This window comes from Pseudodonghicola flavimaris (genome assembly GCF_030164425.1).
Taxonomy (GTDB): domain Bacteria; phylum Pseudomonadota; class Alphaproteobacteria; order Rhodobacterales; family Rhodobacteraceae; genus Pseudodonghicola; species Pseudodonghicola flavimaris.
Window position 1 is genome coordinate 80800 of the sequence record NZ_JASNJD010000016.1, and the last position, 26109, is coordinate 106908.

22 protein-coding genes and 1 pseudogene are annotated in these 26109 nt (G+C 65.2%); 14 read left to right on the forward strand and 9 right to left on the reverse strand.

What is annotated here, in order from left to right:
• Positions 1–153: 153 nt before the first annotated feature.
• A complete protein-coding gene (locus tag QO033_RS18255; RefSeq protein WP_284482400.1) occupies positions 154–561 on the forward strand; it encodes a universal stress protein in 408 nt (135 codons plus the stop codon).
• Positions 558–1139 carry a rhodanese-like domain-containing protein gene (locus QO033_RS18260; RefSeq protein WP_284482401.1) on the forward strand — a complete coding sequence of 194 codons (582 nt, stop codon included), beginning with the start codon at positions 558–560 and terminating at the stop codon, positions 1137–1139. Before QO033_RS18255 ends, QO033_RS18260 begins: the two co-directional genes overlap by 4 nt.
• Before the next feature lie 158 nt (positions 1140–1297).
• Here the strand turns inward: QO033_RS18260 and adh are convergent, their stop codons facing one another.
• Together adh and QO033_RS18270 are read right to left on the reverse strand one after the other, a co-directional pair.
• Complete coding sequence (adh, locus tag QO033_RS18265; protein WP_284482402.1) at positions 1298–2818, reverse strand: aldehyde dehydrogenase; 1521 nt, start codon at positions 2816–2818, stop codon at positions 1298–1300.
• Between the two features lie 133 nt (positions 2819–2951).
• Positions 2952–3869: a helix-turn-helix domain-containing protein gene (locus tag QO033_RS18270; protein WP_321170049.1), complete on the reverse strand. Its 918-nt coding sequence runs from the start codon at positions 3867–3869 to the stop codon at positions 2952–2954.
• A gap of 105 nt (positions 3870–3974) precedes the next feature.
• On the opposite strand from QO033_RS18270, the gene QO033_RS18275 reads away from it, so the two are divergent.
• Genes QO033_RS18275 through QO033_RS18285 form a run of 3 tightly spaced genes read left to right on the forward strand, consistent with a single transcriptional unit; the run spans position 3975 to position 5268 of the window.
• Positions 3975–4514, forward strand: a complete 540-nt coding sequence (locus QO033_RS18275) for a hypothetical protein (RefSeq protein WP_284482403.1) — start codon at positions 3975–3977, stop codon at positions 4512–4514.
• On the forward strand, positions 4511–5056 hold the full coding sequence (locus tag QO033_RS18280) for a head-tail connector protein (protein ID WP_284482404.1): 546 nt from the start codon (positions 4511–4513) through the stop codon (positions 5054–5056). The genes QO033_RS18275 and QO033_RS18280 overlap by 4 nt, the downstream gene beginning before the upstream one ends.
• A complete protein-coding gene (locus tag QO033_RS18285; RefSeq protein WP_284482405.1) occupies positions 5053–5268 on the forward strand; it encodes a hypothetical protein in 216 nt (71 codons plus the stop codon). Before QO033_RS18280 ends, QO033_RS18285 begins: the two co-directional genes overlap by 4 nt.
• A 539-nt stretch (positions 5269–5807) precedes the next feature.
• Here QO033_RS18285 and QO033_RS25300 read toward each other — a convergent pair.
• The 3 genes and pseudogenes from QO033_RS25300 to QO033_RS18300 form a co-directional block, all read right to left on the reverse strand.
• Positions 5808–5927: pseudogene (locus QO033_RS25300) on the reverse strand (IS481 family transposase); the annotation flags it as partial.
• A gap of 351 nt (positions 5928–6278) precedes the next feature.
• Positions 6279–7361 (reverse strand): hybrid-cluster NAD(P)-dependent oxidoreductase, encoded by a 1083-nt coding sequence (locus tag QO033_RS18295; protein ID WP_284482406.1) that lies wholly within the window; start codon positions 7359–7361, stop codon positions 6279–6281.
• A gap of 6 nt (positions 7362–7367) precedes the next feature.
• Positions 7368–8606 carry an aromatic ring-hydroxylating oxygenase subunit alpha gene (locus tag QO033_RS18300; RefSeq protein ID WP_284482407.1) on the reverse strand — a complete coding sequence of 413 codons (1239 nt, stop codon included), beginning with the start codon at positions 8604–8606 and terminating at the stop codon, positions 7368–7370.
• A gap of 158 nt (positions 8607–8764) precedes the next feature.
• Between QO033_RS18300 and QO033_RS18305 the strand changes: the two genes are divergently transcribed.
• On the forward strand, positions 8765–9649 hold the full coding sequence (locus QO033_RS18305) for a LysR family transcriptional regulator (RefSeq protein ID WP_284482408.1): 885 nt from the start codon (positions 8765–8767) through the stop codon (positions 9647–9649).
• Positions 9650–9709: 60 nt separating this feature from the next.
• Here the strand turns inward: QO033_RS18305 and QO033_RS18310 are convergent, their stop codons facing one another.
• The 3 genes from QO033_RS18310 to QO033_RS18320 form a co-directional block, all read right to left on the reverse strand.
• A complete protein-coding gene (locus QO033_RS18310) occupies positions 9710–12271 on the reverse strand; it encodes a GcvT family protein (protein WP_284482409.1) in 2562 nt (853 codons plus the stop codon).
• A 170-nt stretch (positions 12272–12441) separates the two neighbouring features.
• On the reverse strand, positions 12442–13377 hold the full coding sequence (locus QO033_RS18315; protein WP_284482410.1) for an electron transfer flavoprotein subunit alpha/FixB family protein: 936 nt from the start codon (positions 13375–13377) through the stop codon (positions 12442–12444).
• Between the two features lie 20 nt (positions 13378–13397).
• Entirely contained in the window at positions 13398–14147 is a 750-nt protein-coding gene (locus tag QO033_RS18320; protein WP_284482411.1) for an electron transfer flavoprotein subunit beta/FixA family protein, read from the reverse strand.
• A gap of 298 nt (positions 14148–14445) precedes the next feature.
• Between QO033_RS18320 and QO033_RS18325 the strand changes: the two genes are divergently transcribed.
• Positions 14446–15486, forward strand: coding sequence for a GlxA family transcriptional regulator (locus tag QO033_RS18325; protein ID WP_284482412.1), 1041 nt, complete (start codon positions 14446–14448; stop codon positions 15484–15486).
• Positions 15487–15557: 71 nt separating this feature from the next.
• Here the strand turns inward: QO033_RS18325 and QO033_RS18330 are convergent, their stop codons facing one another.
• Positions 15558–17198: a BCCT family transporter gene (locus QO033_RS18330; RefSeq protein ID WP_284482424.1), complete on the reverse strand. Its 1641-nt coding sequence runs from the start codon at positions 17196–17198 to the stop codon at positions 15558–15560.
• A 662-nt stretch (positions 17199–17860) separates the two neighbouring features.
• Here QO033_RS18330 and QO033_RS18335 point away from each other — a divergent pair.
• The 7 genes from QO033_RS18335 to QO033_RS18365 form a co-directional block, all read left to right on the forward strand.
• Positions 17861–19114 carry a sarcosine oxidase subunit beta family protein gene (locus QO033_RS18335; RefSeq protein ID WP_284482413.1) on the forward strand — a complete coding sequence of 418 codons (1254 nt, stop codon included), beginning with the start codon at positions 17861–17863 and terminating at the stop codon, positions 19112–19114.
• Positions 19115–19152: 38 nt separating this feature from the next.
• A complete protein-coding gene (locus tag QO033_RS18340; protein WP_284482414.1) occupies positions 19153–19455 on the forward strand; it encodes a sarcosine oxidase subunit delta in 303 nt (100 codons plus the stop codon).
• A complete protein-coding gene (locus QO033_RS18345) occupies positions 19452–22442 on the forward strand; it encodes a sarcosine oxidase subunit alpha (protein WP_284482415.1) in 2991 nt (996 codons plus the stop codon). The genes QO033_RS18340 and QO033_RS18345 overlap by 4 nt, the downstream gene beginning before the upstream one ends.
• A gap of 13 nt (positions 22443–22455) precedes the next feature.
• Complete coding sequence (gene soxG, locus QO033_RS18350; RefSeq protein WP_284482416.1) at positions 22456–23010, forward strand: sarcosine oxidase subunit gamma family protein; 555 nt, start codon at positions 22456–22458, stop codon at positions 23008–23010.
• Positions 23011–23029: 19 nt separating this feature from the next.
• Positions 23030–24304, forward strand: a complete 1275-nt coding sequence (gene glyA, locus QO033_RS18355) for a serine hydroxymethyltransferase (RefSeq protein WP_284482417.1) — start codon at positions 23030–23032, stop codon at positions 24302–24304.
• A gap of 1 nt (position 24305) precedes the next feature.
• The gene (locus QO033_RS18360) at positions 24306–25715 is read left to right on the forward strand and encodes an L-serine ammonia-lyase (RefSeq protein WP_284482418.1); all 1410 of its coding nucleotides are present in this window, start codon (positions 24306–24308) and stop codon (positions 25713–25715) included.
• Positions 25716–25737: 22 nt separating this feature from the next.
• On the forward strand, positions 25738–26109 hold a 372-nt coding region (locus QO033_RS18365; RefSeq protein WP_284482419.1), incomplete at its 3' end, for an ACT domain-containing protein.

The window sequence follows — 26109 nt, forward strand, 5'->3', positions numbered from 1 at the left end:
CTGGATCAACGGGTCCCGATCTGCATAGACTGCCGGCATCGCACCGGGGCACCGCTCTCGGTCGCCGGAGCCGGTGCGACCGTTCCGTGATATGGATCAAGGCCCCGCGGCCGGAACCGCCGCAGACTGATGGGGTGTGAGAGGAGGCTTGCCATGTATCACAATATTCTCGTTCCGATCGCGTTCGACGCTGACCGCGACGTGACCGCGCCCCTGAAGCTGGCGGAGCTTCTGGGGACGCCGGATGCCAAGGTCACGCTGCTGCATGTGATCGAACATATCCCGTCCTATGCGATCTCCTACGTGCCGGAGAACTATCTGATTGAGGCGCGCCGGGCGATCGAGGGGGAGCTGCATGATCTTGCCGCCGGTCTGCCCAATGCCACCGGGCTGGTGATCGAGGGCCACTCCGGCCGGTCGATCCTGGAATGGGCGGAGACCAACAAACCCGATCTGATCATCATCGCGTCGCATCGGCCGGGGATGCAGGATCTGCTGCTGGGCTCGACTGCGGCGCAGGTGGTGCGGCACGCGCGCTGTGCGGTGCATGTGGTCCGATGACGCGGCTGCTCAGCGCTCTGGCCCTGATGGCGGCGCTGCCGGCGGCGGCCGATCCTGTGGGGATCACCCGGGACATGAGCGCGGTCACCGTGCCGCTGCCTGGCGGCGGCAGCGCGGTGATCTCCCGCGAACAGGACAACGAGCACCGGATTGACGGGGACTGGGCGCGTACCTCGCGGGCCTGCCCGCCGTTCTGCATCCAGCCGATCACCCCGGCACCCGGGGTCACCCCGATCGGAGAGCTGGAGTTGATGGCGATGCTGCAGGACCCGGAGGCAATGGTGGTCGATGGCCGCGTGCGGCGCGATTTCGAGGGCGGCTCGATCCCTGGTGCGGTCAATATCCCCTATACCGAGGCGGCCGACCGGCTGGACGAGTTGGGCTGCGAGATCGATTTCGACGGGTTCGACTGTGAGAACGCCCGTCCGGTGGCACTCTTCTGCAACGGCTCCTGGTGCGGACAGTCGCCGACGGCGGCGCGGCGGATGATCGAGGCCGGCTATCCGGCGGAGAAGATCTTCTATTATCGCGGGGGGATGCAGGCCTGGCGGCTGCTGGGGCTGAGCGTGACGCAGTAGCCTCGGTTGCCCCGTCGGGGGCCTGCCCTGGCGGCGCAAGCAGCGGGATGGAAATCAACCGCTGAAAATCAATTGGCGGGGCGCGAGGTGGAGGGCGCGCCCCGCCTTCCGGGCCTCCTGTCGGAGGGGGTCCCGAAGGCCCGGAAGAAACTCTGACCTCAGAAGAAGCCGAGTTTGTTGGGGTTGTAGCTGACCAGCATGTTCTTGGTCTGCTGGTAGTGATCCAGCATCATCTTGTGGGTTTCGCGCCCGATGCCGGATTGCTTGTAGCCGCCGAAGGCCGCATGGGCCGGATAGGCGTGATAGTTGTTCACCCAGACGCGGCCGGCCTCGATATGACGTCCGAAGCGATAGGCGCGGGTGCCGTCACGGGTCCAGACCCCGGCGCCGAGCCCGTACATGGTGTCATTGGCGATCGCCAGCGCCTCTTCCTCGTCCTTGAAGGTGGTGACCGAGACCACCGGGCCGAAGATTTCCTCCTGGAACACACGCATCTTGTTGTGGCCCTTCAGGATCGTCGGCTGGATGTAGAAGCCGTTCGACAGCTCACCGTTGAACCGTGCCGCATCGCCGCCGACCAGCACCTGGGCGCCTTCTTCGACACCGATGGTCAGGTAGGACATGATCTTGTCCTGCTGTTCCTGGCTGGCCTGGGCCCCGACCATGGTTTCGATGTCGCGGGGATCGCCTTGCTTGATCGCTTTGACGCGGTCGATGCAGCGGGCGATGAACTCCTCGTAGATATCTTCCTGGATCAGCGCCCGGCTGGGGCAGGTGCAGACCTCACCCTGGTTGAAGGCGAAGAGCACGAAGCCCTCGACCGCCTTGTCGAGGAAGGCATCGTCCTGCGCCATCACGTCGGAGAAGAAGATGTTCGGGCTCTTTCCGCCCAGCTCCAGCGTCACCGGGATCAGGTTGACGGTGGCCGCCTCCATGATCTTGCGACCGGTGGCGGTGGAGCCGGTGAAGGCGATCTTGGCGATACGGGGGGACCGGGCCAGCGGCGCGCCGACTTCGGCGCCATAGCCGTTGACGATGTTCAGAACGCCGGCCGGCAGCAGATCGGCGATGGTCTCGATCAGCACCATGATCGCGGCCGGAGTCTGTTCGGCGGGTTTCAACACGATGCAGTTGCCGGCGGCCAGCGCCGGGGCCAGTTTCCAGGCGGCCATCAGGATCGAGAAGTTCCAGGGGATGATCTGGCCGACGACGCCGAGCGGCTCGTGGAAGTGATAGGCGACGGTGTCGGCGTCGATCTCCGACATGGTGCCTTCCTGGCTGCGCAGCACCCCGGCGAAATAGCGGAAGTGGTCGACCGACAGCGGGATGTCGGCGGCCATCGTCTCGCGGATCGGCTTGCCGTTGTCCCAGGTCTCAGCGGTGGCGATCAGTTCGAGGTTTTCCTCGATCCGGTCGGCGATCTTCAGCAGGATGTTCGACCGTTCGGCGGCGCTGGTCTTGCCCCAGGCATCCTTGGCGGCATGGGCGGCATCCAGGGCCAGCTCGATATCGGCGTCGTCGGAACGGGCGACTTCGCAGACCTTGGCCCCGGTGATCGGGGTGACGTTGTCGAAGTAGCGGCCATTCACCGGGGCGACGAACTGGCCGCCGATGAAGTTGTCGTAGCGGGATTTGAAGGGCGAAGCGTATTGGCTTTCGACCTGAGTCATCTCATTCATGGGTGGTCCTCCTGACCGTCCGGATCCTCCATCCGGGCGTGGAACGACCATGCGTGTCGGGGATGCGCTTGTCAGCCGGGGCAGGGGCGAGAGACGGGCGAACCTGTCTCACTGCTGAGACAGGTAGGGCGGATTATTCGCCGATGCCCAGCCGCTTCATCCGGCGATAGAGGGTGGCGCGGCCGATTCCCAGCGCCCGCGCGGCCTCTGAGACATTGCCCTCGGCCCGGGCCAGTGCCCGCAGCACCGCGGCCCGTTCGGCTTTCTCGAAACCGCGCGCCTCGTCCTCGCGGCCGAACAGGTCCGAGGCCGGCCTGGGTTTCAGATCGCCCGAGGGTTCCAGTCCGAAGGCGCGGCGGGCGCCGCGGGTGGCGCCGATCACCAGATCGTGGGAATCGATGGCCAGCAGCGCCGCGTCCTCGTTCTCGGCGGTGACGATGCGCGCCTTGGGAAAGACGGCCCGGAACACATCCGCCTCGATGGCGCGGGCGGTCTGGGCGACGGTGGCGGCGATCAGCCGGTTGAAGCCCTCGGTCTGGTCGGCCCGGGCCGAGGACACGTCGAGCGCCCCCAGCAGGGTGCCATCGGGGCCGAAGATCGGCGCGTCCATGCAGCTCATGCCGATGTTGCGCAGAAAGAAATGCTCGTCGCGGTGGATGGTGACCTGGCGTTTCTCGGTCAGGCAGGTGCCGATGCCGTTGGTGCCCTCGGCGGCCTCGCTCCAGTCGGCGCCGGACCACAGCCCCCAGTCCTGAAAGATCGCCGCATCGGCGGCCGCGCAGCGCTGGTCCAGCACGATACCGTTTTCATCGGTCAGTACCACGCCGCAGCCGGAATTGCCGACCAGCCCAAACAGCTGGTCGATCTTCGGCCCGGCGACCCGCAGGAACCGGTCAAGCGCTTCTCGGCGCTGCGACAGGGCGCTGTCGTCGACCCGTTCGACCGGGCGAACCGCAGCCGGATCCAGCCCATGGCGCTCGATCGACCGCCGCCAGGAAGCCGCCAGAGGAGACCGCGCCGCCGCCGTGGGCGACTGCGCCGTTTCGATCACGCGATCGATATGCTGATGCCTGGTTTCTATGTCCGGCCCTCCCGGCTCCGCACTCTAATCACAGCGGATCGATCTGGCAAATCACGTTTCCGCAGCGGCAGGCGGATGCTGGGGCGTGAAAACTGGCGATCCCAGAAGGAAATCAGGGATTGCCAGAAAAACAAAGGGCTACAAGCCCCGGGCCGGGACACGAGGCTGGGGAGGGGGGCTAAGAAGATCAATGGGTTGCCCAACGGTTCGGGACACAAACCGACGGCCCGTTTCGGGGATCTGATTAAGCCGACCCACAAGCGCATGTCGCGGGTTCTGGGCTACAGCCTGACGCTGGGCGATGCCGAGGGCTGGGCCGTTTTCAGTAAGGTTGCGGCGTTGCGTCTGTCCGACGAAGAGCGGGCGGCACTGGCCTATGCAGTACTCAACTCCCTTTCCCCCGAGCAGGCCGCCTTGGTTGCGGCTGCTTCCATGCGCCGGGCAAGTGTGCCGCTGCCGGCCTTCCTCGGGGGGATGGAGGACGCCAGATATTGGGCTGCCCTTGCCTCCCGCTGTGAGCTGAAAGCCTATGCTCTGGCCGCCTATGACGCGATGAGCGCCAAGGATCAGGCCGCTTTCTTCCGTCACATCGGCGAAGTGGAGATTGCGGCATGAGGATGCTTGTGAACCGGGAAGCGCCGGCCTCCCTGCCGTTCGATCTGGCCGCCGTAAAGCTGCACATGCGGGTTGATGGTGCCGAAGAGGACGCCGCGATCACCAACATGGGGCGGACCGCTGCGGCTGAATTCGAGCAGCTGGCTCAGGTCGCGCTGCTGACCCAGACCGTTCAGCTGACGATCATCGCCCCGGAAGGCGGTAGCCTGCTCTCGCTGCCCATCGGGCCGGCACAGGTCGAGAACGTACCGGCTGTGGCTATCGACGGAGTGGCCTTCACCGATTTCGATTTCATCGGCGGGGGGCATCCGCTGATCATCTGGGGCGACAGCTACGCAGACCTGAGCCCGGAACTGATCGTGGTTGAGTATCAGTCCGGGTTCGGCGCAGCTGCCAGCGACATTCCGGCAGAGATCGCCCAAGCGATCATGGATCAGGCTGCGCTGCACTATGATGGCCGGTCGCCGATGGATGCCGAGAGCCTGACCTCCTCGCCGCACATGGCCCGGGCTGCGGCCCGCTATAGGGGGGTGCAGCTGTGACGGAGCGCGAGCTGGACGAGATCCTGACCCTTCATTGGCCGGCTGTGCTCCGCTGCGCGATGACCAATGGCGATGAGTGGATCAAGGGCTTCGCCCGCTCCATCGCGCGCCACGGTAAGCGCCCCACTCCCAAGCAAGAGCAGATCATGCGCCGGCTTGTGATCGAGCTGCGTAGCGCGCCTGAGGGCGATCTGGAGGTGATTGAGAGGTGAGAAAGTGGCGACCCTGCGCGCCACCCCAGACGCAGGGCCGATGTGGTGGAACGGGTTAGCAACGGTGGCTCCACATCGGAAAGCCTACCACGGGCGGGATCACAGGCAAAGGGCAGTCCGCAAGGTTGAGGTCCGATCCCCGGCGCAGCGTTCATGCGTCGCAAGCAGCAACCGACCGACTGGCAGGAACGCACGACCAGTTGGGCCCAAAGCGATGGACCGGCTCCGTTGAGCAGGATCTTCACGCAGAGGGCATAGGGACTGCCGCGCCTCGCCGCGTGGGCAGTCGTCCTATGCCCTTCGCTCCGAACCTCACCATTGAGCAGGTGGGGACAGACTGACGGTTGAACAAAGAGATACGCGGACCCGGAAGTCGGCTGGTTCGGCATAGAGCTGTTCCACCTGGCGCAGGGCGAGCTCCCGGTCCGCCACCGGAACAGAGGGGGAGTGTCCGAAAAAATCCCGTCTACTTGGAAACCGGAGGGGGAACCTTCCTGTGCGCAAAGTCGAAATTGAATACAAAAAGCCACTTAGGGAAGTTAGGTGTTCAGTCTCGGCATCTGGTGGATCGGGCCGACGATGAATCTGTCCGGCTCTGGAGGCCAAACTTTGCAGACATATTCGTAAGGCGTGAGGCCGCCCAGGGTCTTGAGCCTGCGAGAGCGTCGTCGCCTGGCGCCTGATGACGATCTCGGGCATCGGTCCGTTGATTGTCACGGCTACTCAACAGTTACACAACCTTTGATAGATCGGCCACAGAGGCCGTAGGGTAAATCCGTCCGGGGAAAGGGGAACTCTGATCTTTATCCGATTCGCTCAACAAAGCCCCTCTGTCGGCTCAAGTCGCATGCCTGAAATCTCTTGACGGCGGGAGACCCGTTACCGAAGTTCTGAGCATAGATTATCCCAGAATCTGTCCAAGAGATGGAAGTAGCTCAAACTTCTCGAAACGTCGATAGAATACGAACGGGGGGCGACGATGCTATGCACCGCCGCTCCGCCCGCAACCGTCAGAGTTCGAGCGTGACCTTGCCGCGCGGATTCGAGCAGCAGGCGAGGATATAGCCTTCTTCGATCTCTTCCTCGGTGATGCCGCCGTTGTGCACCATATGGACCTCGCCCGAGAGCTTCTTGGTCTTGCAGGTGCCGCAGACACCGAAGGTGCAGCCGGAGGGAATCGCGACACCGGCGCTGCGCGCGGCGCTGAGCACGGTCTCGGTTTCCGGGCAGGACTGCGACACGCCGGAGATGTCGAAGATGACCTCTGCCATGACGTCTTCCTCGGGGAGGTCGTCGTCCGGCACCGGCAGTTCGATCAGTTCCGGTCCCGGCGTGCCGGGCGCGTGGAAGCTTTCCTGATGATAGTGGTCCATGTCGAAGCCGAGGCCGGCCAGAGCCTCGCGCACCGCCTGCATGAAGGATTCCGGACCGCAGCAGAATACTTCCCGCTCCAGGTAGTCGGGCGCCATCAGACCCAGCATCAGCTGGTTGAAATGGCCCTGAAACCCGGTCCAGGGCTGGAATGGATCGGGTCGGTCGACGACCCATTTCAGGTCCAGACCGGCAATCCGCGTCGCCATATGCTCAAGCCGCCGCTTGAAGATGATGTCCGACGGCCGCTTGGCACAGTTTACGAAGACGATGTCGCAATGGCCGCCGAGATCGTAGATCTCAGTGGTCATCGACATCATCGGGGTGATGCCGGAGCCGGCCGAGATGAACAGATACTTCTCCGCCGGGCTCTTGGCCGAGGTGAAATGGCCGGTCGGCCCGGTCGCCTTCAGTTTCATCCCGGGCTTCAGATTCTCGATGATCCAGCGGACCCCGATGGAATCGGACTGCGCCTTGATGGTCACGGTCAGCGATTTCGGCCGCGTCGGCGACGAGGAGATGGTGAAGGTCCGGTAGAGCGGCCCGCCCGGCACCGGCAGTTCAAGGGTGATGAACTGGCCGGCGTCGAAGATGAACGGACGCCGTGAGGGGGCCTGAAAACAGACGGTGACCACATTCTCGGTCTCCGGCAGGATCGACACGCACTCCAGCATCTCGTCGTCGGTCCAGGGACCGGCGGGTACGACTTGGGTTTTCGCCATCCCGGATTACTCCGCCGCCAGGGTTTGCGGGGCGTGGGTGCTGCGCATCCGGTCGAGATACCAGTTCACGAACTGCAGCACGCCATCTTCGTGGGTGGTGGAGTAGGGTCCGGGTTCATAGGCCGGGGAGTTGATGCCCTGCTGGTTGTCTTCCACCACGCGGCGATCCTCGTCGTTGGTGTGGGTCCAGACCCGGGTCAGGTTCTCCAGATCGTAATCCACGCCCTCGACGGCGTCCTTGTTGACCAGCCAGGTGGTTTGCACCTCGGTTTCCTGCGGCCCGATCGGGGTCACCCGGAAGGTGATCGAATGGTCGGTCAGGAAGTGGTTCCAGGTGGTCGGATAGTGGAACAGCAGCAGCGTGCCGGCATCCAGCGTCGGCACCTGGCCCAGACGTTTCTGCACCGCGATCTTGCCGTTGATGGTGTAGCTTTCGGCGCCGTCGAGCAGCGGCATCCGGGCGACGCGATACTGGCCGTCCTGCGCCATGCGGAAGCGCGACGGAGCGCCGGCGGCTTCCATCCGGTTGAAATGGGTCTCGACCTTCTCGGGGAAGGTGCCATCGGGGTTCACCCCGGTGATCGAGGGATCTTCGGGATAGGTGCGGCACAGGTCGGGGTGGTTGCCGGCGCAGTGATAGCACTCGCGGTTGTTTTCCCAGACCAGTTTCCAGTTGCCCTTCTCGATGATCGTCGACTGATGGGCGACCTTGGCGTTGGACAGGTCGTGCACACCCAGATAGGGGCGCACGGTCTCGGCGAAGGCGTCGAAGTCGGGCGCGTCCTCGGCCAGGCAGATATAGACCAGACCGGCCACATCGCGGCACTGCACCGGCTTCAGCCCGTGTTTGGTGGCGTCGAAATCGGCGGCCATGTCGCGGGCCCAGATCAGCCGGCCGTCCAGGTCGTAGGTCCACTGGTGATAGGGGCAGGTCAACTTGGCGACGCGGCCCTTGGTGGCCGAGCAGATCACCGAGCCGCGGTGACGGCAGGTGTTGTGGAAGGCGCGGATTTCGCCCTGGCCGTCGCGGATCACGATCACGTCGTAGGCGCCGATTCGCAGCCGCTGATAGCTGCCGGTCTTGTCCAGCAGGCAGGCCGGGAAGGCATAGAGCCATTCGCGGTAGAAGATCGCCTCGAGGTCGGCCTCGTAGATCTCGGGCGAGGTATAGAACGGCTGCTGCAGAGCATGTCCGGGGCGGTGATGTCCGATCAGCTCGGAAAGCGGGGCGGTCTGGCTTGCCATGGCGGAACTCCTGTCGCGCGAGGGGGAATTGGCCGGCACGAAGCCATCGCGCGGGGGTGTTTGCAATTGCCAAAAAACTCATCTGAGTTTAGTTTGGCTAAACTCTCTTCGCGATTGTGTCATTAGCGACATCAGTTGTCTGAAAGCGACTACTCTATATGCGAAAGCCCTATGATCTACCCTCTTTAGGCGATCTGGCCTGCTTTGAAGCGGCTGCACGAAATTTAAGCTTCAAGCTGGCCTCATCCGAAATGAATGTCACTCCGGCGGCTGTGAGTCACCGGATCAAGGCGCTTGAGCAGGAATTGGGGCAACCGTTGTTCAACCGTCACTACCGGGGAGTCGAGCTGACGGAGGCGGGGGCGCTGCTGTTCGTGTCGTTGCAGCGCAGTTTCGAGGGCATCTCGGACAGTGTCGCGCGCATCCGCAGCCGGCATGACCGCACCGCGGTGGTGATCGCTGCCACCACCGCGATGAGCGGGCTGTGGCTGACGCCGCGGCTGGCGGCCTTCTGGAAGGCGCATCCGGGGGTGGCGATTTCCCAGGTCATCGAGGACAGCGGCCGGGCGCAGGGCGTGGACCTGAGCATTCACTATGGCGATCCGGCACTGGAAAGCGACGAGACCCGTGTGTTGTTCCACGACCGAATTCTGGCGCTGGGGAGCGCGCAGTTCGCGCAGACCTATGATATCCGCCAGATCGGCGATCTGGCGCAGGTGCCGCTGATCCGCATCCAGTCGGGCGCCAACGCCTGGACCGACTGGCCGGAATGGTTCGCCGCCCTGAACCGGCCGTCGCCGCACGGGCCGGAATTCTCGCTGAACAACTATCTGATCGCTCTGAAGGCGGCGGAGGACGATATCGGCGCGGTGCTGGGCTGGGAGGGGCTGTCAGGCAGCGCGCTCGACAGCGGGCGGCTGGTGCAGCTGGTGCCGGAGGCGATGGCTTCGCCCTATCCGTTCTATCTGCGCATTCACGGCCGCGCCTCGGCCAATGCCCGGTTGTTCGCCGATTGGCTGTCGGAAGAGGATCACGGGCTCTGAAACGCGAACCGCCGGCGACAGGGTCGCCGGCGGTCTGATGTCGGAGCCGCTCGCGGCAGCTTAGCTGCGCGGTTTCAGGTTTTCCGGATCGTAGAGCGGTTTGTAGCCGACGCCTACGACCTCGACCGGATAGGTCTCGTCGAAATAGGTGACCTGAAGCTTGCGGCCCTCCTGGCAATACGCCCAGGGCAGATAGGCCAGCGCGATGTTCTTGCCGATCGTCGGGCCATATGCCACCGAGGTGGTGTAGGACCGGCGGCCGAGCTCGTCGATCAACACTTCGCCGGTTTCGGGATCCATCACCGGCATGGTGGTGTTGGGATAGCGCTTGACCCCATTCTTGTCGGTGTTCTCGGTCATCACCAGGGTGCAGAGCATGGCGGGCTGATGCTCGCGCGCCTTGAACTCCACATGTTTGGCTTTGCCGCGGAAATCGGCTTCCTTGACCTTCGGCCGCGCCAGGGAGGCCTCGATCAGGTTGTACTGCGTGTTCAGATCGGCGTTCTGCAGCCGCAGGGATTTCTCCAGACGGCGGGAGTTGGCGTAGGTTTCGACACCCACCGCGATCACGCCGGTCGAGCGCAGCGCATCCCAGACGGCCAGGCCGTCCTCATAGCGCATGTGCAGTTCCCAGCCCTGTTCGCCGACATAGGAAATGCGGAAGGCAGAGACCGACTTGCCGGCGATCTCGATCGTCTTGATCGCGGCGAAGGGGAAGTTCTCCGCATCCAGCATATCCGGATCGGCAACCACCTTTTTCAGGTTTTCGCGGGCGTTCGGACCCCAGATGCCGATGGTGGTGAACTCCTCGGTCACTTCCTCGATGGTCACATCGAGACCGCGATCCTCGGCCATCCGCTTCATGTAGATCAGATCGCGGGGACCGGCGTCGGCCCCGTTCACCAGGCGGCAGCGGTCTTCCATGCGGAAGACGGTGAAGTCGGCGCGCACCATGCCCTCGTCATCGAGCATATGGGTATAGATACCCTTGCCGATGTTGTTGTCGCCGCCGATTTTCGCGGCGCAGAGATATTCCATCAGCGCGACATGGTCGGGACCGGAGATATCGGTCATGTGGAAGTGCGACAGGTTGATGATGCCGCAATCCGCGCTCATCTCCAGCTGCTCGGCGTTGGACACGCGCCAGAAGTGTCGGTTGTCCCACTCGGCCTCGCGCACCGGCACCTGATCGGCGTATTTCTCCAGCAGATGCTCGTTGGCGGCATAGCCGTGGGCGCGTTCCCAGCCGCCCAGCTCCATGAAGTGGCCGCCCAGCTCCACTTCGCGCTCGTAGAACGGCGAGCGGCGGACGTTGCGGCCCTTGGAGAAGGGTTCACGCACGTGAACCGGCGGGTTGTAGATCTTCTTCGCGGTTTCCCAGCAGCGGTCGTAGATGAACTCTTCGGTCAGCTGGAAATCGCTGAAGCGGGAATAGTCGATGCCGTGATGGTCGATATGGGTGCGCCCGTCGGTCATCCAGTCGGCGATCAGCTTGCCCATGCCGGGCGCGTCCTTGACCCAGATCGCCACCGCGTACCACAGCCCGCGCACCTTGCGGCTTTCGCCCATGGAGGGGCCGCCGTCGGTGGTGGTCTGCAGCAGGCCGTTGAACGAATGGCTTTCGTTGAAGCCGAGTTCCGCCAGAATCGGGGTCAGTTCCATCGCTTTTTCAAGCGGTTCGATGACGTCTTCCAGGACGAGATCGCGCATTGACGGCCCGAGGCGCGCCTGGCCTTTCTCGAGAATGTCGCGCGGGTGCACCAGACGCGGCTCTTCCTCGTAGTAATAGCCCCATTCGATCTGGCCGCCTTCGGTGGTTGCGGGATCGCCGGTGTCGCGCAGATAGGCGGAGTTGCCCTGGTCGCGCAGCAGCGGACGGCCGATTTCCAGCCCGGTGCCGGCGAACTCGTCATAGGGCCCGAAGAAGGTCAGCGGGTGGTCGACCGGCATCACCGGCAGGTCTTCGCCCACCATGTCGGCGATCAGGCGGCCCCAGAGACCGGCGCAGACGACGACATGGTTGGCCATGATCGTGCCGCGATGGGTCTTGACGCCGACGACGCGGCCATTTTCCTGGATCAGCTCCAGCGCCGGGGTGTTGGCGAAGGCACGCAGCTTGCCGGCCTTCTCGGCAGCATCCACCAGCTTGCCGGCGACGGTCTGCGAGCGCGGCACCACCAGGCCGGCGTCCGGGTCCCACATCGCGCCCTGGATCTGGTCTTCCTCGAGAAGCGGGAATTTCTCTTTCGCCTCGGCGGCGGAGATCATCTTCACCCGGGTGCCGAAGGCGCGGCCCGAGTCGCAGCGACGCTTCAGCTCTTCCATCCGCTCGTCATCGCCGACGCGGGCGACTTCCAGCCCGCCGATGCGGCTGTAGTGGCCCAGCTTCTCGTAGAAATCGACCGAGTAGACCGAGCTCCAGGTGCTCAGAAGATCGTGGCTCGTCACGTAGCAGAAGTCCGACGCGTGGCCGGTGGAGCCGATATCGGTCGGGATGGCCGACTTGTCGATACCGACGATATCGTCCCAGCCGCGCTCGATCAGATGATGCGCGACCGAAGCGCCGACAATGCCGCCGAGGCCGACAATGACGACATTTGCACGTTCAGGAAACGAAGACATGGGTCATTCCACTTATTCGAGAGGTTTGGTTTGCACAGTAATCTTGATCCGGCCGGGCGCTAAGGCTCAACCGGCATTCACCGCGCGGAAAACGACCGTTCGCCGCGCGGTGAGGCAGGGGCGGCCACAGACGCCCCCGGTGTGTTGGGGTCGGCCGTCACCCGGCCGGCTCAGAGCTGACGCTCGATTTCCGGCAGGATTTCGAACAGATCGCCGACGATACCGTAATCCGCCACCTGGAAGATCGGGGCTTCCTCATCGGTGTTGATCGCGACGATCACCTTGGAATCCTTCATCCCCGCCAGGTGCTGGATCGCGCCGGAGATGCCGCATGCGACATAGAGATCGGGGGCGACGATCTTGCCGGTCTGGCCGACCTGCAGATCGTTGGGCGCATAGCCCGAGTCGACCGCCGCGCGCGATGCGCCGACCGCGGCGCCGAGCTTGTCGGCCACCGGGTTCAGCAGCTCGCGGAACTTCTCGTCCGAGCCGAGCGCGCGCCCGCCGGAGACGATGATCTTGGCGGCGTTCAGCTCGGGCCGGTCGCTCTGCGACAGGGTATTTTCGAGGAAACGGGACAGATCGGCCCCCTCGGCGGTGGCCTCGACGGTCTTCACCGGCGCGGCCGCCTCGGCGGCTCCGGCTGCGGCGAAGCCGGCAGTACGCACGGTCAGCACGGTCTTGGCCTCGGTGCTCTGCACCACCTCGATGGCGTTGCCGGCATAGATCGGGCGTTTGAAGGTGTCGGCGGCGACCACTTCGATCACCTCGGAGATCTGCATCACGTCCAGCAGCGCCGCGACGCGCGGCATCACGTTCTTGCCGGTGGTGGTGGCTGGGGCGATGATGCTGTCGTAATCGGCCGCCAGCGCCACGATCAGCGCCGCGGTGGGTTCTGCCAGGCGGTGTTCCAGCGCCTCTGCCTCGGCCAGGATCACGCTGCGCACACCGGCCAGCGATGCGGCCTCGGCGGCGGCGCCGCCGGCGTTCTGGCCAGCGATCAGGATATCGACCTCGCCCCCGATCTGGCTGGCGGCGGTCAGGGTTTTCGCGGTCTGCTCGGAAAGCGCCGCGTTGTCGTGGTCTGCAAAGAGAAGAATAGCCATGGTTCGTGTTCCCGCTTCGATCAGATGACGCCGGCTTCGGTTTTCAGCTTGTCCAGCAGCTCGGCGACGCTGCCGACCTTGATGCCGGCGGTGCGCGCCGCCGGTTCCTCGACCCGCAGCACGCTCAGTCGCGGTGCGACGGTGACGCCGAAGTCTTCCGGGGTCTTGCTGTCGAGCGGCTTCTTCTTCGCCTTCATGATATTCGGCAGCGAGGCATAGCGCGGCTCGTTCAGGCGCAGGTCGGCGGTGACGATGGCGGGCAGGGCAACCTCGATCGCCTGCAGGCCGCCGTCGACCTCGCGGGTGACCTTGGCCTTGCCCCCGGCCAGCACGATCTCGGAGGCGAAGGTGGCCTGGCTCCAGCCCAGCAGCGCCGACAGCATCTGGCCGGTCTGGTTGCAATCGTCGTCGATCGCCTGCTTGCCGAGGATCACCAGTCCCGGCTCCTCGGTCGCGACCACGCCCTTGAGGAGTTTGGCAACGGCCAGCGGTTCCACCGCGCCATCGACGGTGATCAGGATGGCCCGGTCGGCGCCCATCGCCAGCGCGGTGCGCAGCACGTCCTGGGCCTGTGCGGGGCCGACCGAAACCGCGATCACCTCATCGGCGGTGCCGGCCTCTTTCAGGCGCACGGCTTCCTCGATGGCGATCTCGTCGAACGGGTTCATCGACATCTTGACGTTGGCCAGGTCGACACCGCTGCCATCCGCCTTGACGCGGATCTTCACGTTGTGGTCGACGACCCGTTTGACCGGCACCAGTACCTTCATCTGTTTTCCTCTCTGTCGGCGCTGCGCGCGTACCGCCGCTTCGGGCGGGCGATTGGACCCGGAGGGTAGAACGAAAGCGACGTGCCGTGAGCCGTATGCGCCGCTTGCCGCTGCTCTTCCGCCGGATCGGGGATCGGGGTTTGCCCCGTTCCTGCATGGTGGAGCGGAACGGGGAGCATGGATTCGTGACCGGCAGTATTGCGACAGGGCCGATTTGAAAAACAGAACGATTGCGTCAATGCGGGATTACGGCTACGACAGTGGATCAGGAATTTTCCGATCTCATGCGTGGCCCCCGATGCAACCCGGTTCCGAACTCCAGACTCAGCCCCAGCGCAGCGCCACCGCACGGGCGTTCCGGCCCCGTACCGACGGGGTGCGGCTCTCCGTCGGTTTCATTCTGGCCAAGCGATTCACCCTCTGCGCCTTCGCGAATTTCGTCGATGTGCTGCGGCTCGCCGCCGATGAGGGCGACCGCAGCCGGCCGATCCTGTGCAACTGGACGGTGCTGTCCGACAGTATGGATGCGGTGACCTCCAGCTGCGGCATCTCGGTGCAGCCGAAGGAGCGTCTGGGCGACCCGACGCGGTTCGATTACATCGTGGTGGTCGGCGGGCTGATGGACGAGATGTCGAAGCTCAGCCCCGCCTATGTCCGGTTCCTGCATCAGGCGGCCGCGGCGGGGGTGCCGCTGGTGGGGCTTTGCACCGGCGCGTTCATGCTGCACGAGGCGGGGCTGCTCGATGGCTATCGCTGCTGCGTGAGCTGGTTCCATCATGCCGATTTTCTTGAGCAATTCGAAGGGCTCAACCCGGTCACCGACCAGATCTTCGTGGTCGATGGCGACCGGCTGACCTGTTCCGGCGGCGCCAGTTCGGCGCATCTGGCGGCGTTTTTGGTCGACAAGCACGTCGGTCGCGCCCAGGCCAGCAAGAGCCTGCACATCATGATCATCGACGATGCGCTGCAACCGGAAAAACCGCAGCCGGGGATCACGCTGGATTTCAAGACGCGGGACCCGATCGTGCTGCGGGCGCTGCTGCTGATGCAGCAGAACATCGACACGCCGATGTCGGTGCAGGATATCGCGCGTCGGATCGGGCACAGCAAACGCCAGCTGGAACGGCATTTCCGGGCGGCGCTGGATGTCTCGCCGCAGGCGGCCTTCCTGACCATCCGGCTGTCGCTGGCGCATCATCTGATCGAGACCAGCGAAAAATCCATCGCGCAGATCGCGGTCGATTGCGGGTTCTGCGATTCCTCGCACCTGAGCCGGATGTTCCGGCGCCGATTCGAAATCACCCCGCATGCGCTGCGGCGGGAGGCCGCCGCGACCTGAGCCCCGGGTGATCCCGCTGCGGCGCAGGGGGGGGCGGTGCCCGACCGGCCTTGGGCCGGGCACCCCTTGGGTCAGCGCGGTTCGCTGGCCAGTCCGCGCCAGATCGCGACGCACATCACCAGCAGAACGATGGTGAAGGGCAGGCCGGTGGAGATCACCATCGACTGCAGCGATTTCAGGCCACCCGCCGACAGCAGCAGCACGATGGCGATGACGCCTTCGAACAGGCACCAGAACACCCGCTGCGGCACCGGCGCGTCGACCTTGCCGCCGGAGGTGATGGTATCGATCACCAGGCTGCCGGAGTCCGAGGAGGTGACGAAGAAGACGATCACCAGCACGATCCCGACCAGAGAGGTGATCTGCGCCATCGGCAGCGCGTCCAGCATCGCGAACAGCTGCAGCGGCAGCGCGGCGTCCTTGGCGGCCATATAGCCGTCGCGCACAACCTGGCTGATCGCGGCGCCGCCGAAGACGGACATCCAGATCACGCAGACCAGCGACGGGATCAGCAGCACGCTGATGATGAACTCGCGCACGGTGCGGCCGCGGCTGACGCGGGCGATGAACATGCCGACGAAGGGCGACCAGGAAATCCACCAGGCCCAGTAGAACGAGGTCCAGCCCTGCATGAAGTTGACGTCGTCGCGTCCGACCGGGTTCGACAGCGCCGGCAGGTATTCCAGATAGGCCAGCAGGAAGTCTCCGGTGTCGGTCAGCAGCAGCAGCGTCGGCCCGGCGGCCAGCACGAAGATCAGCAGCAGGAAGGCGAGCCCCATGTTGATCTCGGACAGCAGCTTGACCCCGGCCTCGAGACCGCGGACCACCGACAGCAGCGCGATGGAAGTGATCAGGATGATCAGCACGATCTGGGTGGAGGTGCTGATCGGCAGGCCGAAGATCTTGTTGAACCCGGCATTCGCCTGCGCCGCCCCGAGCCCGAGCGAGGTCGCCAGACCGAAGAGCGTGGCAAAGACCGCCAGGATGTCGATGATATGGCCGGGCCAGCCCCAGACCCGCTCCCCGAAGATCGGGTAGAAGGCTGAGCGGATGGTCAACGGCAGACCCTTGTTATAGCTGAACAGCGCCAGGCTGAGCGCCAGGATCGCGTAGATCGCCCAGGGGTGCAGCGCCCAGTGGAAGATCGAGGCCGCCATCCCGAGGCGGACCGCTTCTGCCTGATTGGGGGCCGCGCCCAGCGGGGCCCAGTCGGCCCTGATCCCTTCGGCTCCCATGGCGGTGCCGCCGGAGGAGGAGGCGAAATGGCTCAGCGGTTCGGAGACGCCGTAGAACATCAGGCCGATGCCCATGCCGGCGGCGAACAGCATCGAGAACCAGCTGGCATAGCTGAAGTCGGGCGTCGCGTCGCGGCCGCCGAGACGGACCTTGCCGTAGGGGCTGAAGATCAGCACCAGGCAGAGCAGCACGAAGATGTCAGCAGCGCCGATGAAGAACCAGTCGAAGCCCTTCGTGACCTCGGTGAAGAGCAGGTTGAACAGCCATCCCGCCTGGTCCGGAAGCACCAGGGTGAAGACGACGAAGGCGATGACCGCCAGGGCGGAGATCAGGAAAACCGGATTGTGAACATCGAAGCCGAACGGCCCGAGCGAGCCTTCGATATTGTCCTGACCGACGGTGTAGTCGGTCTGGATCTGACCCTCGGGCGCGGTCTCGGCCGGGAAATCCCCCGCCGCCGCGCCAGTCTTGTCTATTTGCGTCAAAAGCGTTCTCCGTGTTGGTTCAGGGAAGCGATCCCCCGTTGCGGCCCGGCGGACCCGGGTCTTGCTCTTTCTTGGAAGAAGGGAGCGCGGGGCGCCGCGAGAGCGCCGGTCGTCTGCCCGTTTCGCGCCCATCCGCCGGCCTCTGTGCGTCCAGTTCGTTCTGGCAGTCGGCCCTGGAATCGGGCCGGCGCAGCGGTCGGTATTGGGCGAAAGTCTCCGATCCGGCGGTTATTGATGGAGGATGCCGGTCGGGGCAGAATTTTTGCGACGATCCAATAGTAGCAATGCGGCGCGCCCGGTTTCCACCGGTCTGCGGGCCCGTCTGGGCGGGCCTTTGCCGATCTGCGCCCGCGGCGGCAACCTGGTGGATCCGGCCGGGACTCAGGCGTGGCGCGATGCAGCGATTCGCATCGGGCAGGAGCATTGCGCCGCTCAGCGGATGCTAACCCGACCCCGTGACGCTTCTGTGACGGTGCGGCAGAGCACATAACCCGGGTTTGATCGCCATTTCGGTGCTGTCATGGCCCGATCGCGGGTCCGCGGCGACAGGGGCTGGCGCTTATCTCCGGTCCAGATGTCGCAAACATTCAATTCCACCGCGTCGCAGAGGTCTACCAACTCCGTCAGATCTTTTCTCAGCCGGGGGCACGCCCATGACGCGTTTCAACGCCTTCAACCTGCTCAAGAACGCAATGAGCGGTCACAAGAACTGGACAGAGCAATGGCCGGACAGCCAGCCCAAGTCCGAATACGATGTCGTCATCGTCGGCGCGGGTGGCCACGGGCTCGGCGCTGCCTACTATCTCGCCAAGGAGCACGGCATCACCAATATCGCCGTGATCGACAAGGGCTGGCTGGGCGGCGGCAACACCGGCCGGAACACCACCATCATCCGCTCGAACTATCTCTATGACGAGAGCCAGCGGCTGTTCGATCACTCGGTGGACCTGTGGCAGGGGCTGAGCCAGGAGCTGAACTACAACGTCATGTATTCGAACCGGGGCTGCCTGATGCTGGCCCACACGGTGCATGACGTGCAGAGCTTCAAGCGCCATGTGCATGCCAACCGGCTGAACGGTGTCGACAACCGTTGGCTGACCCCGGAAGAGTGCAAGGAATACTGCCCGCCGATCAACATCGCCAAGGATGCGCGGTATCCGGTGATGGGCGGCGCGCTGCAGGAACGCGCCGGCACGGCGCGCCACGACGCGGTGGCCTGGGGCTATGCCCGGGGCGCGGCGGCACGCGGTGTCGACATCATCCAGAACTGCGCCGTGACCGCGATCCGCCGCAATGCCGGCGGGTCGGTCGCCGGGGTGGAAACCGAAAAGGGGTTCATCAAGGCCAAGAAGGTCGCAGTCAGCGCTTCGGGCCACAACTCCATGGTCATGGCGACCGCGGGCGTGCGCCTGCCGCTGGAATCGATGCCGCTGCAGGCGCTGGTGTCGGAACCGGTGAAGCCGATCTTCCCCTGCGTGGTGATGTCCAACGCCGTTCACGCCTATTGCAGCCAGTCCGACAAGGGTGAGCTGGTGATCGGCTCGGGCACCGACCAATACGTCAGCTATTCGCAGCGCGGCGGCCTGCCGCTGATCGAGCACACCATCGCAGCGATTTCCGAGGTGTTCCCGATCTTCAACCGCATGCGGATGCTGCGCAAATGGGGCGGGATCACCGACAACACACCGGACCGCTCGCCGATCATCGGCAAGACCCCGGTGCAGAACCTCTATGTCAACTGCGGCTGGGGCACCGGCGGGTTCAAGGCAACGCCAGGTTCGGCGCATGTCTTCGCCTATACCATCGCCAAGGACGAACCGCACCCGATCAACGCGCCCTTCACGCTTGAGCGCTTCCGCACCGGCCGTCTGATCGACGAAGCCGCCGCCGCCGCTGTCGCGCACTGACATGCGCGCAGACAAGCACGCTCACTGAGGTCAAACAGATGCTTCTGATTCATTGCCCCTACTGCAACGAAACCCTCCCCGAGGTCGAATTCGCCTATGCCAGCGAGGCGCATATCGCGCGCCCGGCCAAACCCTCCGACGTCAGTGACGAGGACTGGGCCGAGTTTCTCTTCATGCGTTCCAACGTGAAGGGGCCGCTCTATGAACGCTGGCGGCACATCCACGGCTGCGGCCGGTTCTTCAATGCGGTGCGCGACACCGTCACCGACAAGTTTCTCACCACCTACAAGGCGGGCGACCCGCGCCCTGACCTCTCCAGCCTGACGGAGGGCCTGAAATGAGCCAGTACCGCGTTTCCGGCCGGGGCCGGGTGGACACCTCCCGTGCCGTGACCTTCACCTTCGACGGCAAGAGCTATCGTGGCGTTCAGGGCGATACCGTCGCCTCGGCGCTGCTGGCCAACGGCGTGCACCTGATGGGCCGGTCGTTCAAATATCACCGTCCCCGTGGCGCCATCGCCGCCGGCTCCGAGGAACCCAACGCGCTGATCGGCACCCGCCGCGGCGCCGGCCGGTTCGAGCCCAACACCCGCGCCACCGTGCAGGAGATCTGGGATGGGCTGGAAACCAGCTCGCAGAACAAGTTCCCCAGCCTCAAGTTCGACGTGGGCGCGGTGAACGATGCCGCCTACATGCTGTTCTCGGCCGGGTTCTACTACAAGACCTTCATGTGGCCGCGCAGCTTCTGGGACAAGGTCTATGAACCCTTCATCCGTGCCGCCGCCGGCCTGGGCGTGAGCCCGACCGAGGAGGATCCGGATCATTACGCCTCGCGCAACCTGCATTGCGACGTGCTGATCGTCGGCGCCGGGCCCACCGGGCTGGCCGCGGCCCGCGCCGCGGCGGTCGAGGGGCTGCGCGTGGTGCTGGTGGACGAAAACGCCGAGGCCGGCGGCACGCTGCTGTCCGAACCGCAGGCGCGGATCGACGGTAAGCCGGCCTGGGACTGGCTGGCCGCCGAGCTGGAGGCGCTGAAGGCCCTGGGTGTGAAGGTCATGACCCGCACCACCGCCATCGCCTATTATCACCAGAACCTGATCGGCCTGGTCGAGAAACTGACCGATCATCTGCCGAAGCTGCCCGCCGACACCCCCCGCGAACGGCTGTGGCGGGTGCGCGCGAAACAGGTCGTCCTGGCGCAGGGCGCGCTGGAAAAACCGCTGGTGTTCCATGGCAACGACCGTCCCGGCGTGATGCTGGCGGGGTCGGCGCAGACCTTCCTGAACCGTTACGGCGTTCTGGTCGGCAAGCGTCCGGTGATCCTGACCTCGCATGACGCGGCCTGGTACGCGGCCTTCGATCTGCAAGATGCCGGCGCCCAGGTACAGGCCATCGTCGACACCCGTGCCGATGTCGACGCGCTGCTGCTGAACGAGGCCCGCGCACGCGGCATCGCCGTCAAGCTGTCGCATACCGCGACCGCGACCTCCGGCCGTCTGCGGGTTTCCTCGCTGCGGATCAACCCGGTCGCGGGCGGCACCGTCGGCTCCGGTCAGGAAATCCGCTGCGACGCGGTGCTGATGTCGGGCGGCTGGACGCCGTCGCTGCATCTGTTCTCGCACACCAAGGGGTCGCTGACCTGGGATGACGACCGCACCACCTTCCTGCCGAACAACACGCCGGAAGACTGCGTCATCGCCGGCGCCAGCCGCGGGCTCTGGGGCATCGAGGCCGCTCTGGCCGACGGCGCCGAAAAGGGCCGTGCCGTGGTAGAGGCCCTGGGCAAGACCGGGGCGCAGGTGGCTTATGCCGTCGAGGCGGACCGCCCCGGCACCGGGGTGTCGCACAAGGAACTGCCGACCGACCTGAGCGCCGGCAAGGCCAAGGCCTTCGTCGACTTCCAGAACGATGTCACCGCCAAGGACCTGCGTCTGGCCGTGCGCGAGGGCATGCGCTCGATCGAGCACGTCAAGCGCTACACCACCAACGGGATGGCGACCGACCAGGGCAAGATGTCGAACATCAACGGCCTGAACATCGCCTCCGACGCGCTCGGCAAGAAGCAGCCGCAGGTGGGCCTGACCACCTTCCGGCCGCCCTATACGCCGACCAGCTTCGGGGCCTTTGCCGGCTATCACCGCGGCGAGCATTTCGAGGTGACCCGCAAGACCGACATCGACAGCTGGGCCGAGGCGAAGAACGCGGTGTTCGAACCGGTCGGCCAGTGGCGCCGGGCCCGGTACTTCCCGAAACCGGGCGAGGACATGGATGCCGCCGTGCGTCGCGAATGCGCCGCCACCCGCGCCTCGGTCGGCATCTTCGATGCCTCGACGCTGGGTAAGATCGAGGTCGTCGGCCCCGATGCGGTGGAATTCATGAACCGCATGTACACCAACCCCTGGACCAAGCTGGCGCCGGGCCGCTGCCGCTATGGCCTGCTCCTGGGCGACGACGGCTACATCCGCGACGACGGTGTCATCGGCCGCATGAGCGAGGACCGCTTCCACGTCACCACCACCACCGGCGGTGCGGCGCGGGTTCTCAACATGATGGAGGATTACCTCCAGACCGAATGGCCCGATCTGAACGTCTGGCTGACCTCGACCACCGAACAATGGTCGACCGTGGCGCTGAACGGCCCCGATGCCGCCAAGCTGCTGGCGCCCTTCGTCGAAGGCGTCGAGCTGACCGAGGAGACCTTCCCGCATATGTCCTGCGTGGAATGCACCGTCGCCGGCATGCCGGCGCGGCTGTTCCGGGTCAGCTTCACCGGCGAGATCGGCTTCGAGGTCAACGTGCCGGCGCATCTGGGCCGCAAGCTGTGGGAGACCCTGTGGGACGCCGGGCAGCAATATGGCATCACCGCCTATGGCACCGAGACGATGCACGTCCTGCGGGCCGAGAAGGGTTATATCATTGTCGGTCAGGACACCGACGGGACGGTGACGCCCTATGACTGTGGCATGGGCTGGGCCGTGGGCAAGAAGAAGCCCGACTTCGTCGGCATGCGCGGGCTGGCGCGCCCGGATCTTCAGGCGAAGAATCGCAAGCAGCTGGTCGGTCTGCTGACCGAGGACGGATCGAAGCTGGAAGAGGGCGCGCAGATCGTCTTCGACCCGAAGCAGGCGATCCCGATGACCATGGTGGGGCATGTGACCTCCTCCTACGACATCGGCACCACCGATCAGCCGATCGCGCTGGCGCTGGTCGCGGGCGGCCACGAGAAGATGGGCGAGACCGTCTATATCCCGATGCCCGACCGCACCATCGCGGCGAAGATCACCTCTACGGTCTTCGTCGATCCCGACAACACCCGTCTGAAAATCTGACCCGGAGGCGAAGATGACCGCACCGATTTCTTCCTTCACGCCCGGCGTTCTCGCGCATAGCGACGCCGCCCGGGTTGGTTTCGCCCCCCGTTGCGCCCGGTTCTCGCTGCGCGCCCGGGGCGATCTGGCGCCGCTCGAGGCGGCGCTGGGTCTCAGCCTGCCGACCCGGATCGGCCAGCGCGTCACCGCCGGTGAGCGCCAGCTGCTCTGCCTCGGGCCGGACGAATGGGTCCTGCATGCGCCGGAGCGCGACGGAGCCGCGATCACCGCGGCCTGCGCCGGCGTCTATGCCGACCACCCTCACAGCCTGGTCGATATCTCCGGCCGCGAGGTGAGCTTCGTCATCGACGGGCCGCGTGGCGCCGAACTGCTGACGCTGGGCTGTGCCCGCGATCTCGACTCCATCGCCGTGGGCGAGGGGCGTCGGACCCTGTTCGACGGCGCCACCGTGATCCTGTGGCGCGACGGCGATACCAGCTTCCGGCTGGATTGCTGGAACAGCTTCGCGACCCATCTTTTCCATCTGCTCGACACCGGCGTGCGCGAACTGGCCGCCGAGAGCCTCTGACCCCGAAAGGACGTCACCGATGATCCATACCCTTCCCAAGGCCGGTATCTCCGATACCGTGATCGCATCGGCCATCGCCGAGGAACTCGACCGTCAGCAAACCCAGATCGAACTGATCGCTTCGGAGAACATCGTTTCCGCAGACGTGATGGCGGCGCAGGGCTCGGTGCTGACCAACAAATATGCCGAGGGCTACCCCGGCAAGCGCTATTACGGCGGCTGTGAATTCGTCGACAAGGTCGAGGCTGTCGCCATCGACCGGCTCAAGCAGCTGTTCGGGGCGGAGTTCGTCAACGTGCAGCCGCACTCCGGCGCCCAGGCCAACCAGGCGGTGTTCCTGGCGCTGCTGCAGCCGGGCGACCGCATCATGGGCCTGTCGCTGGCCCATGGCGGTCACCTGACCCACGGCTCGCCGGTGACCATGTCGGGCAAATGGTTCGATGTGGTGTCCTACGAGGTGGACGCGCAGACCCATCTGATCGACATGGAGAAGGTCCGCGAAAAGGCGCTGGAGACCAAGCCCAAGCTGATCGTGGCGGGCGCCTCGGCCTATCCGCGCAAGATCGACTTCGAAGGCTTCCGCAAGATCGCGGATGAGGTCGGCGCCTATCTGATGGTCGACATGGCGCATTACGCCGGCCTGATCGCCGGCGGCCAGTACCCCAACCCGGTGCCGCATGCGCATGTGGTCACCTCGACCACCCACAAGACGCTGCGCGGGCCGCGCGGCGGGGTGATCCTGACCAATGACGAGGCGCTGGCCAAGAAGCTGAACTCGGCCGTCTTCCCGGGCAACCAGGGCGGGCCGCTGATGCATGTGATCGCCGCCAAGGCCGTGGCCTTCGGCGAGGCGCTGGAACCCTCCTTCGCCGCCTATGCCGAACAGGTGATCGACAACGCCCGCGCACTGGCCGATGTGCTGATGGTCGGCGGTCTGGGCATCGTCTCGGGCGGCACCGACAGCCACATGGTGCTGGTTGATCTGCGGCCCAAGGGGGTTACCGGCAAGGTCGCCGAGATCGCGCTGGAACGCGCCGGTCTGACCTGCAACAAGAACGCGATCCCGAACGACCCGGAGAAACCCTTCGTCACCTCCGGCATCCGTCTGGGCACCTCCGCCGGCACCACCCGCGGGTTCCGCGAGGCCGAGTTCGAGCAGGTCGGCAGCCTGATCCTGCGGGTTCTGAACGCGCTGGCCGACAGCCCCGAGGGCAATGCCGAGGTCGAGGCCGAGGTCCGGGCCGAAGTGCGCGCGCTGTGCGACGCCTTCCCGATCTACGCATCGGCGGGCTGATATGTACCTGTCGGTCTTCGATATCTTCAAGATCGGCGTCGGCCCCTCGTCGTCGCATACGATGGGGCCGATGGTTGCCGCCGCGCGGTTCCTCGACGATCTGCGCGGCGGGGCCGAGAAAATACCCGGGGCCGATGCCCTGGCGGGTCTCGGCGCACGGCTGCACGGATCGCTTGCCTTCACCGGCAAGGGCCATGCCTCCGACCGGGCGGTGATCCTGGGCTTCTGCGGCCTGTTGCCGGAGACGCTCGACCCCGACCGGGCCGCCGATCTGGAGGCCGAGGTGCGGCGCGAGGGCGTCGTGCGCCCGGACGGCCTGGGCGAGCTGCGCTTCGTGCCGGACGACGATCTGGTGTTCGACTGGGGTCCGGCGCTGCCGGGTCACGCCAACGGGATGTTGCTGCGCGCCTATGATGCCGCCGGCAACACCTATCACCAGCAGACCTATTACTCGATCGGCGGCGGCTTCGTGCTGACGGCGGCCGAGCTCGAGGCGCAGAAGGCCGCCGAGCCCGATCTGCACGAGGAGAAGGCCGCGCAGGCGTTTCCCTTCCCCTTTGGCACTGCCGCCGAGATGCTGGAGATGGGCGCGCGGTCGGGGCTGTCGGTGGCACAGATGAAACGCGCCAACGAGACCGTGCTGCATGGCGCGGCGCTCGACGACAAGATCGACCTCATCCTCAAGACCATGGACGATTGCATCGAGCGCGGCCTGGGTCAGGAGGGCATCCTGCCGGGTGGGCTGAAGGTGAAGCGCCGGGCCAAGGCGATCCACGATCAGCTGCAGGCCGAGAAGGGGCGCAACCTGGCGCAGCCGCATCAGGCCAACGACTGGATGAGCGTCTATGCCATGGCGGTGAACGAGGAAAACGCCGCCGGCGGGCGGATCGTGACCGCGCCCACCAACGGCGCGGCGGGGGTGGTGCCGGCGGTGCTGCGCTACTACCGCGATCATTGCGTCGGCGCGACCCACGCGGGGTGCCGCGATCTGTTGCTGGTGGCCGCGGCCATCGGTGGGCTGATCAAGCACAATGCCTCGATCTCCGGCGCCGAGGTCGGCTGCCAGGGCGAGGTCGGCTCGGCCGCGGCCATGGCGGCGGCCGGGCTCTGCGCGGCGCTCGGTGGCAGCAACGAGCAGATCGAAAACGCCGCCGAGATCGCACTGGAACACCACCTGGGCATGACCTGCGATCCGGCCGCCGGGCTGGTTCAGGTGCCCTGCATCGAACGCAACGCGCTCGGGGCGATCAAGGCGGTCTCCGCCGCCTCGCTGGCGCTGAAGGGCGATGGCCAACACTTCATGCCGCTCGACAACTGCGTCCGCGTGATGCTGGAAACCGGGCAGGACATGAACCTCAAATACAAAGAAACCTCCACCGGTGGGATTGCCGTCAATCTGCCGGAATGCTGACCCTCAGAAAGGTCCAACAGACATGTCCCAGATCACTCTGACCGTGTCCTGCCCGGTGCGCCCGGGTATCGTCGCGGCGATTTCGACCTACCTGTCCGAACAGGACTGCAACATCCACGACAGCTCGCAATTCTCCGATCTGGAGAACGACCGGTTCTTCATGCGCCTGAGCTTTGTGTCCGAAGGCGGCCGCAGCCGCGCCGATCTGAGCGAGAGCTTCACCGCCACGGCAGAGGCCTTCGGCATGGACTTCGCCTTCCACGATCCGTCGGAGAAGATGAAGGTGGTGATCATGGTGTCGCGGTTCGGGCATTGCCTGAACGACCTGCTCTATCGCTGGCGGATCGGGGCGCTGCCGATCGACATCGTGGCGGTGATCTCCAACCACATGGAG

Bases quoted from the DNA above. Each gene is read 5' to 3' on its own strand.
- QO033_RS18280 (WP_284482404.1), top strand. From the start codon at position 4,511: ATGAGGATGCTTGTGAACCGGGAAGCGCCGGCCTCCCTGCCGTTCGAT.
- QO033_RS18300 (WP_284482407.1), bottom strand. From the start codon at position 8,606: ATGGCAAGCCAGACCGCCCCGCTTTCCGAGCTGATCGGACATCACCGC.
- QO033_RS18315 (WP_284482410.1), bottom strand. From the start codon at position 13,377: ATGGCTATTCTTCTCTTTGCAGACCACGACAACGCGGCGCTTTCCGAG.
- QO033_RS18310 (WP_284482409.1), bottom strand. From the start codon at position 12,271: ATGTCTTCGTTTCCTGAACGTGCAAATGTCGTCATTGTCGGCCTCGGC.
- glyA (WP_284482417.1), top strand. From the start codon at position 23,030: ATGATCCATACCCTTCCCAAGGCCGGTATCTCCGATACCGTGATCGCA.
- QO033_RS18255 (WP_284482400.1), top strand. From the start codon at position 154: ATGTATCACAATATTCTCGTTCCGATCGCGTTCGACGCTGACCGCGAC.
- QO033_RS18320 (WP_284482411.1), bottom strand. From the start codon at position 14,147: ATGAAGGTACTGGTGCCGGTCAAACGGGTCGTCGACCACAACGTGAAG.
- QO033_RS18295 (WP_284482406.1), bottom strand. From the start codon at position 7,361: ATGGCGAAAACCCAAGTCGTACCCGCCGGTCCCTGGACCGACGACGAG.
- QO033_RS18360 (WP_284482418.1), top strand. From the start codon at position 24,306: ATGTACCTGTCGGTCTTCGATATCTTCAAGATCGGCGTCGGCCCCTCG.
- QO033_RS18335 (WP_284482413.1), top strand. From the start codon at position 17,861: ATGACGCGTTTCAACGCCTTCAACCTGCTCAAGAACGCAATGAGCGGT.
- QO033_RS18345 (WP_284482415.1), top strand. From the start codon at position 19,452: ATGAGCCAGTACCGCGTTTCCGGCCGGGGCCGGGTGGACACCTCCCGT.
- QO033_RS18340 (WP_284482414.1), top strand. From the start codon at position 19,153: ATGCTTCTGATTCATTGCCCCTACTGCAACGAAACCCTCCCCGAGGTC.
- QO033_RS18275 (WP_284482403.1), top strand. From the start codon at position 3,975: ATGCTGGGGCGTGAAAACTGGCGATCCCAGAAGGAAATCAGGGATTGC.
- adh (WP_284482402.1), bottom strand. From the start codon at position 2,818: ATGAATGAGATGACTCAGGTCGAAAGCCAATACGCTTCGCCCTTCAAA.
- soxG (WP_284482416.1), top strand. From the start codon at position 22,456: ATGACCGCACCGATTTCTTCCTTCACGCCCGGCGTTCTCGCGCATAGC.
- QO033_RS18305 (WP_284482408.1), top strand. From the start codon at position 8,765: ATGCGAAAGCCCTATGATCTACCCTCTTTAGGCGATCTGGCCTGCTTT.
- QO033_RS18325 (WP_284482412.1), top strand. From the start codon at position 14,446: ATGCAACCCGGTTCCGAACTCCAGACTCAGCCCCAGCGCAGCGCCACC.
- QO033_RS18260 (WP_284482401.1), top strand. From the start codon at position 558: ATGACGCGGCTGCTCAGCGCTCTGGCCCTGATGGCGGCGCTGCCGGCG.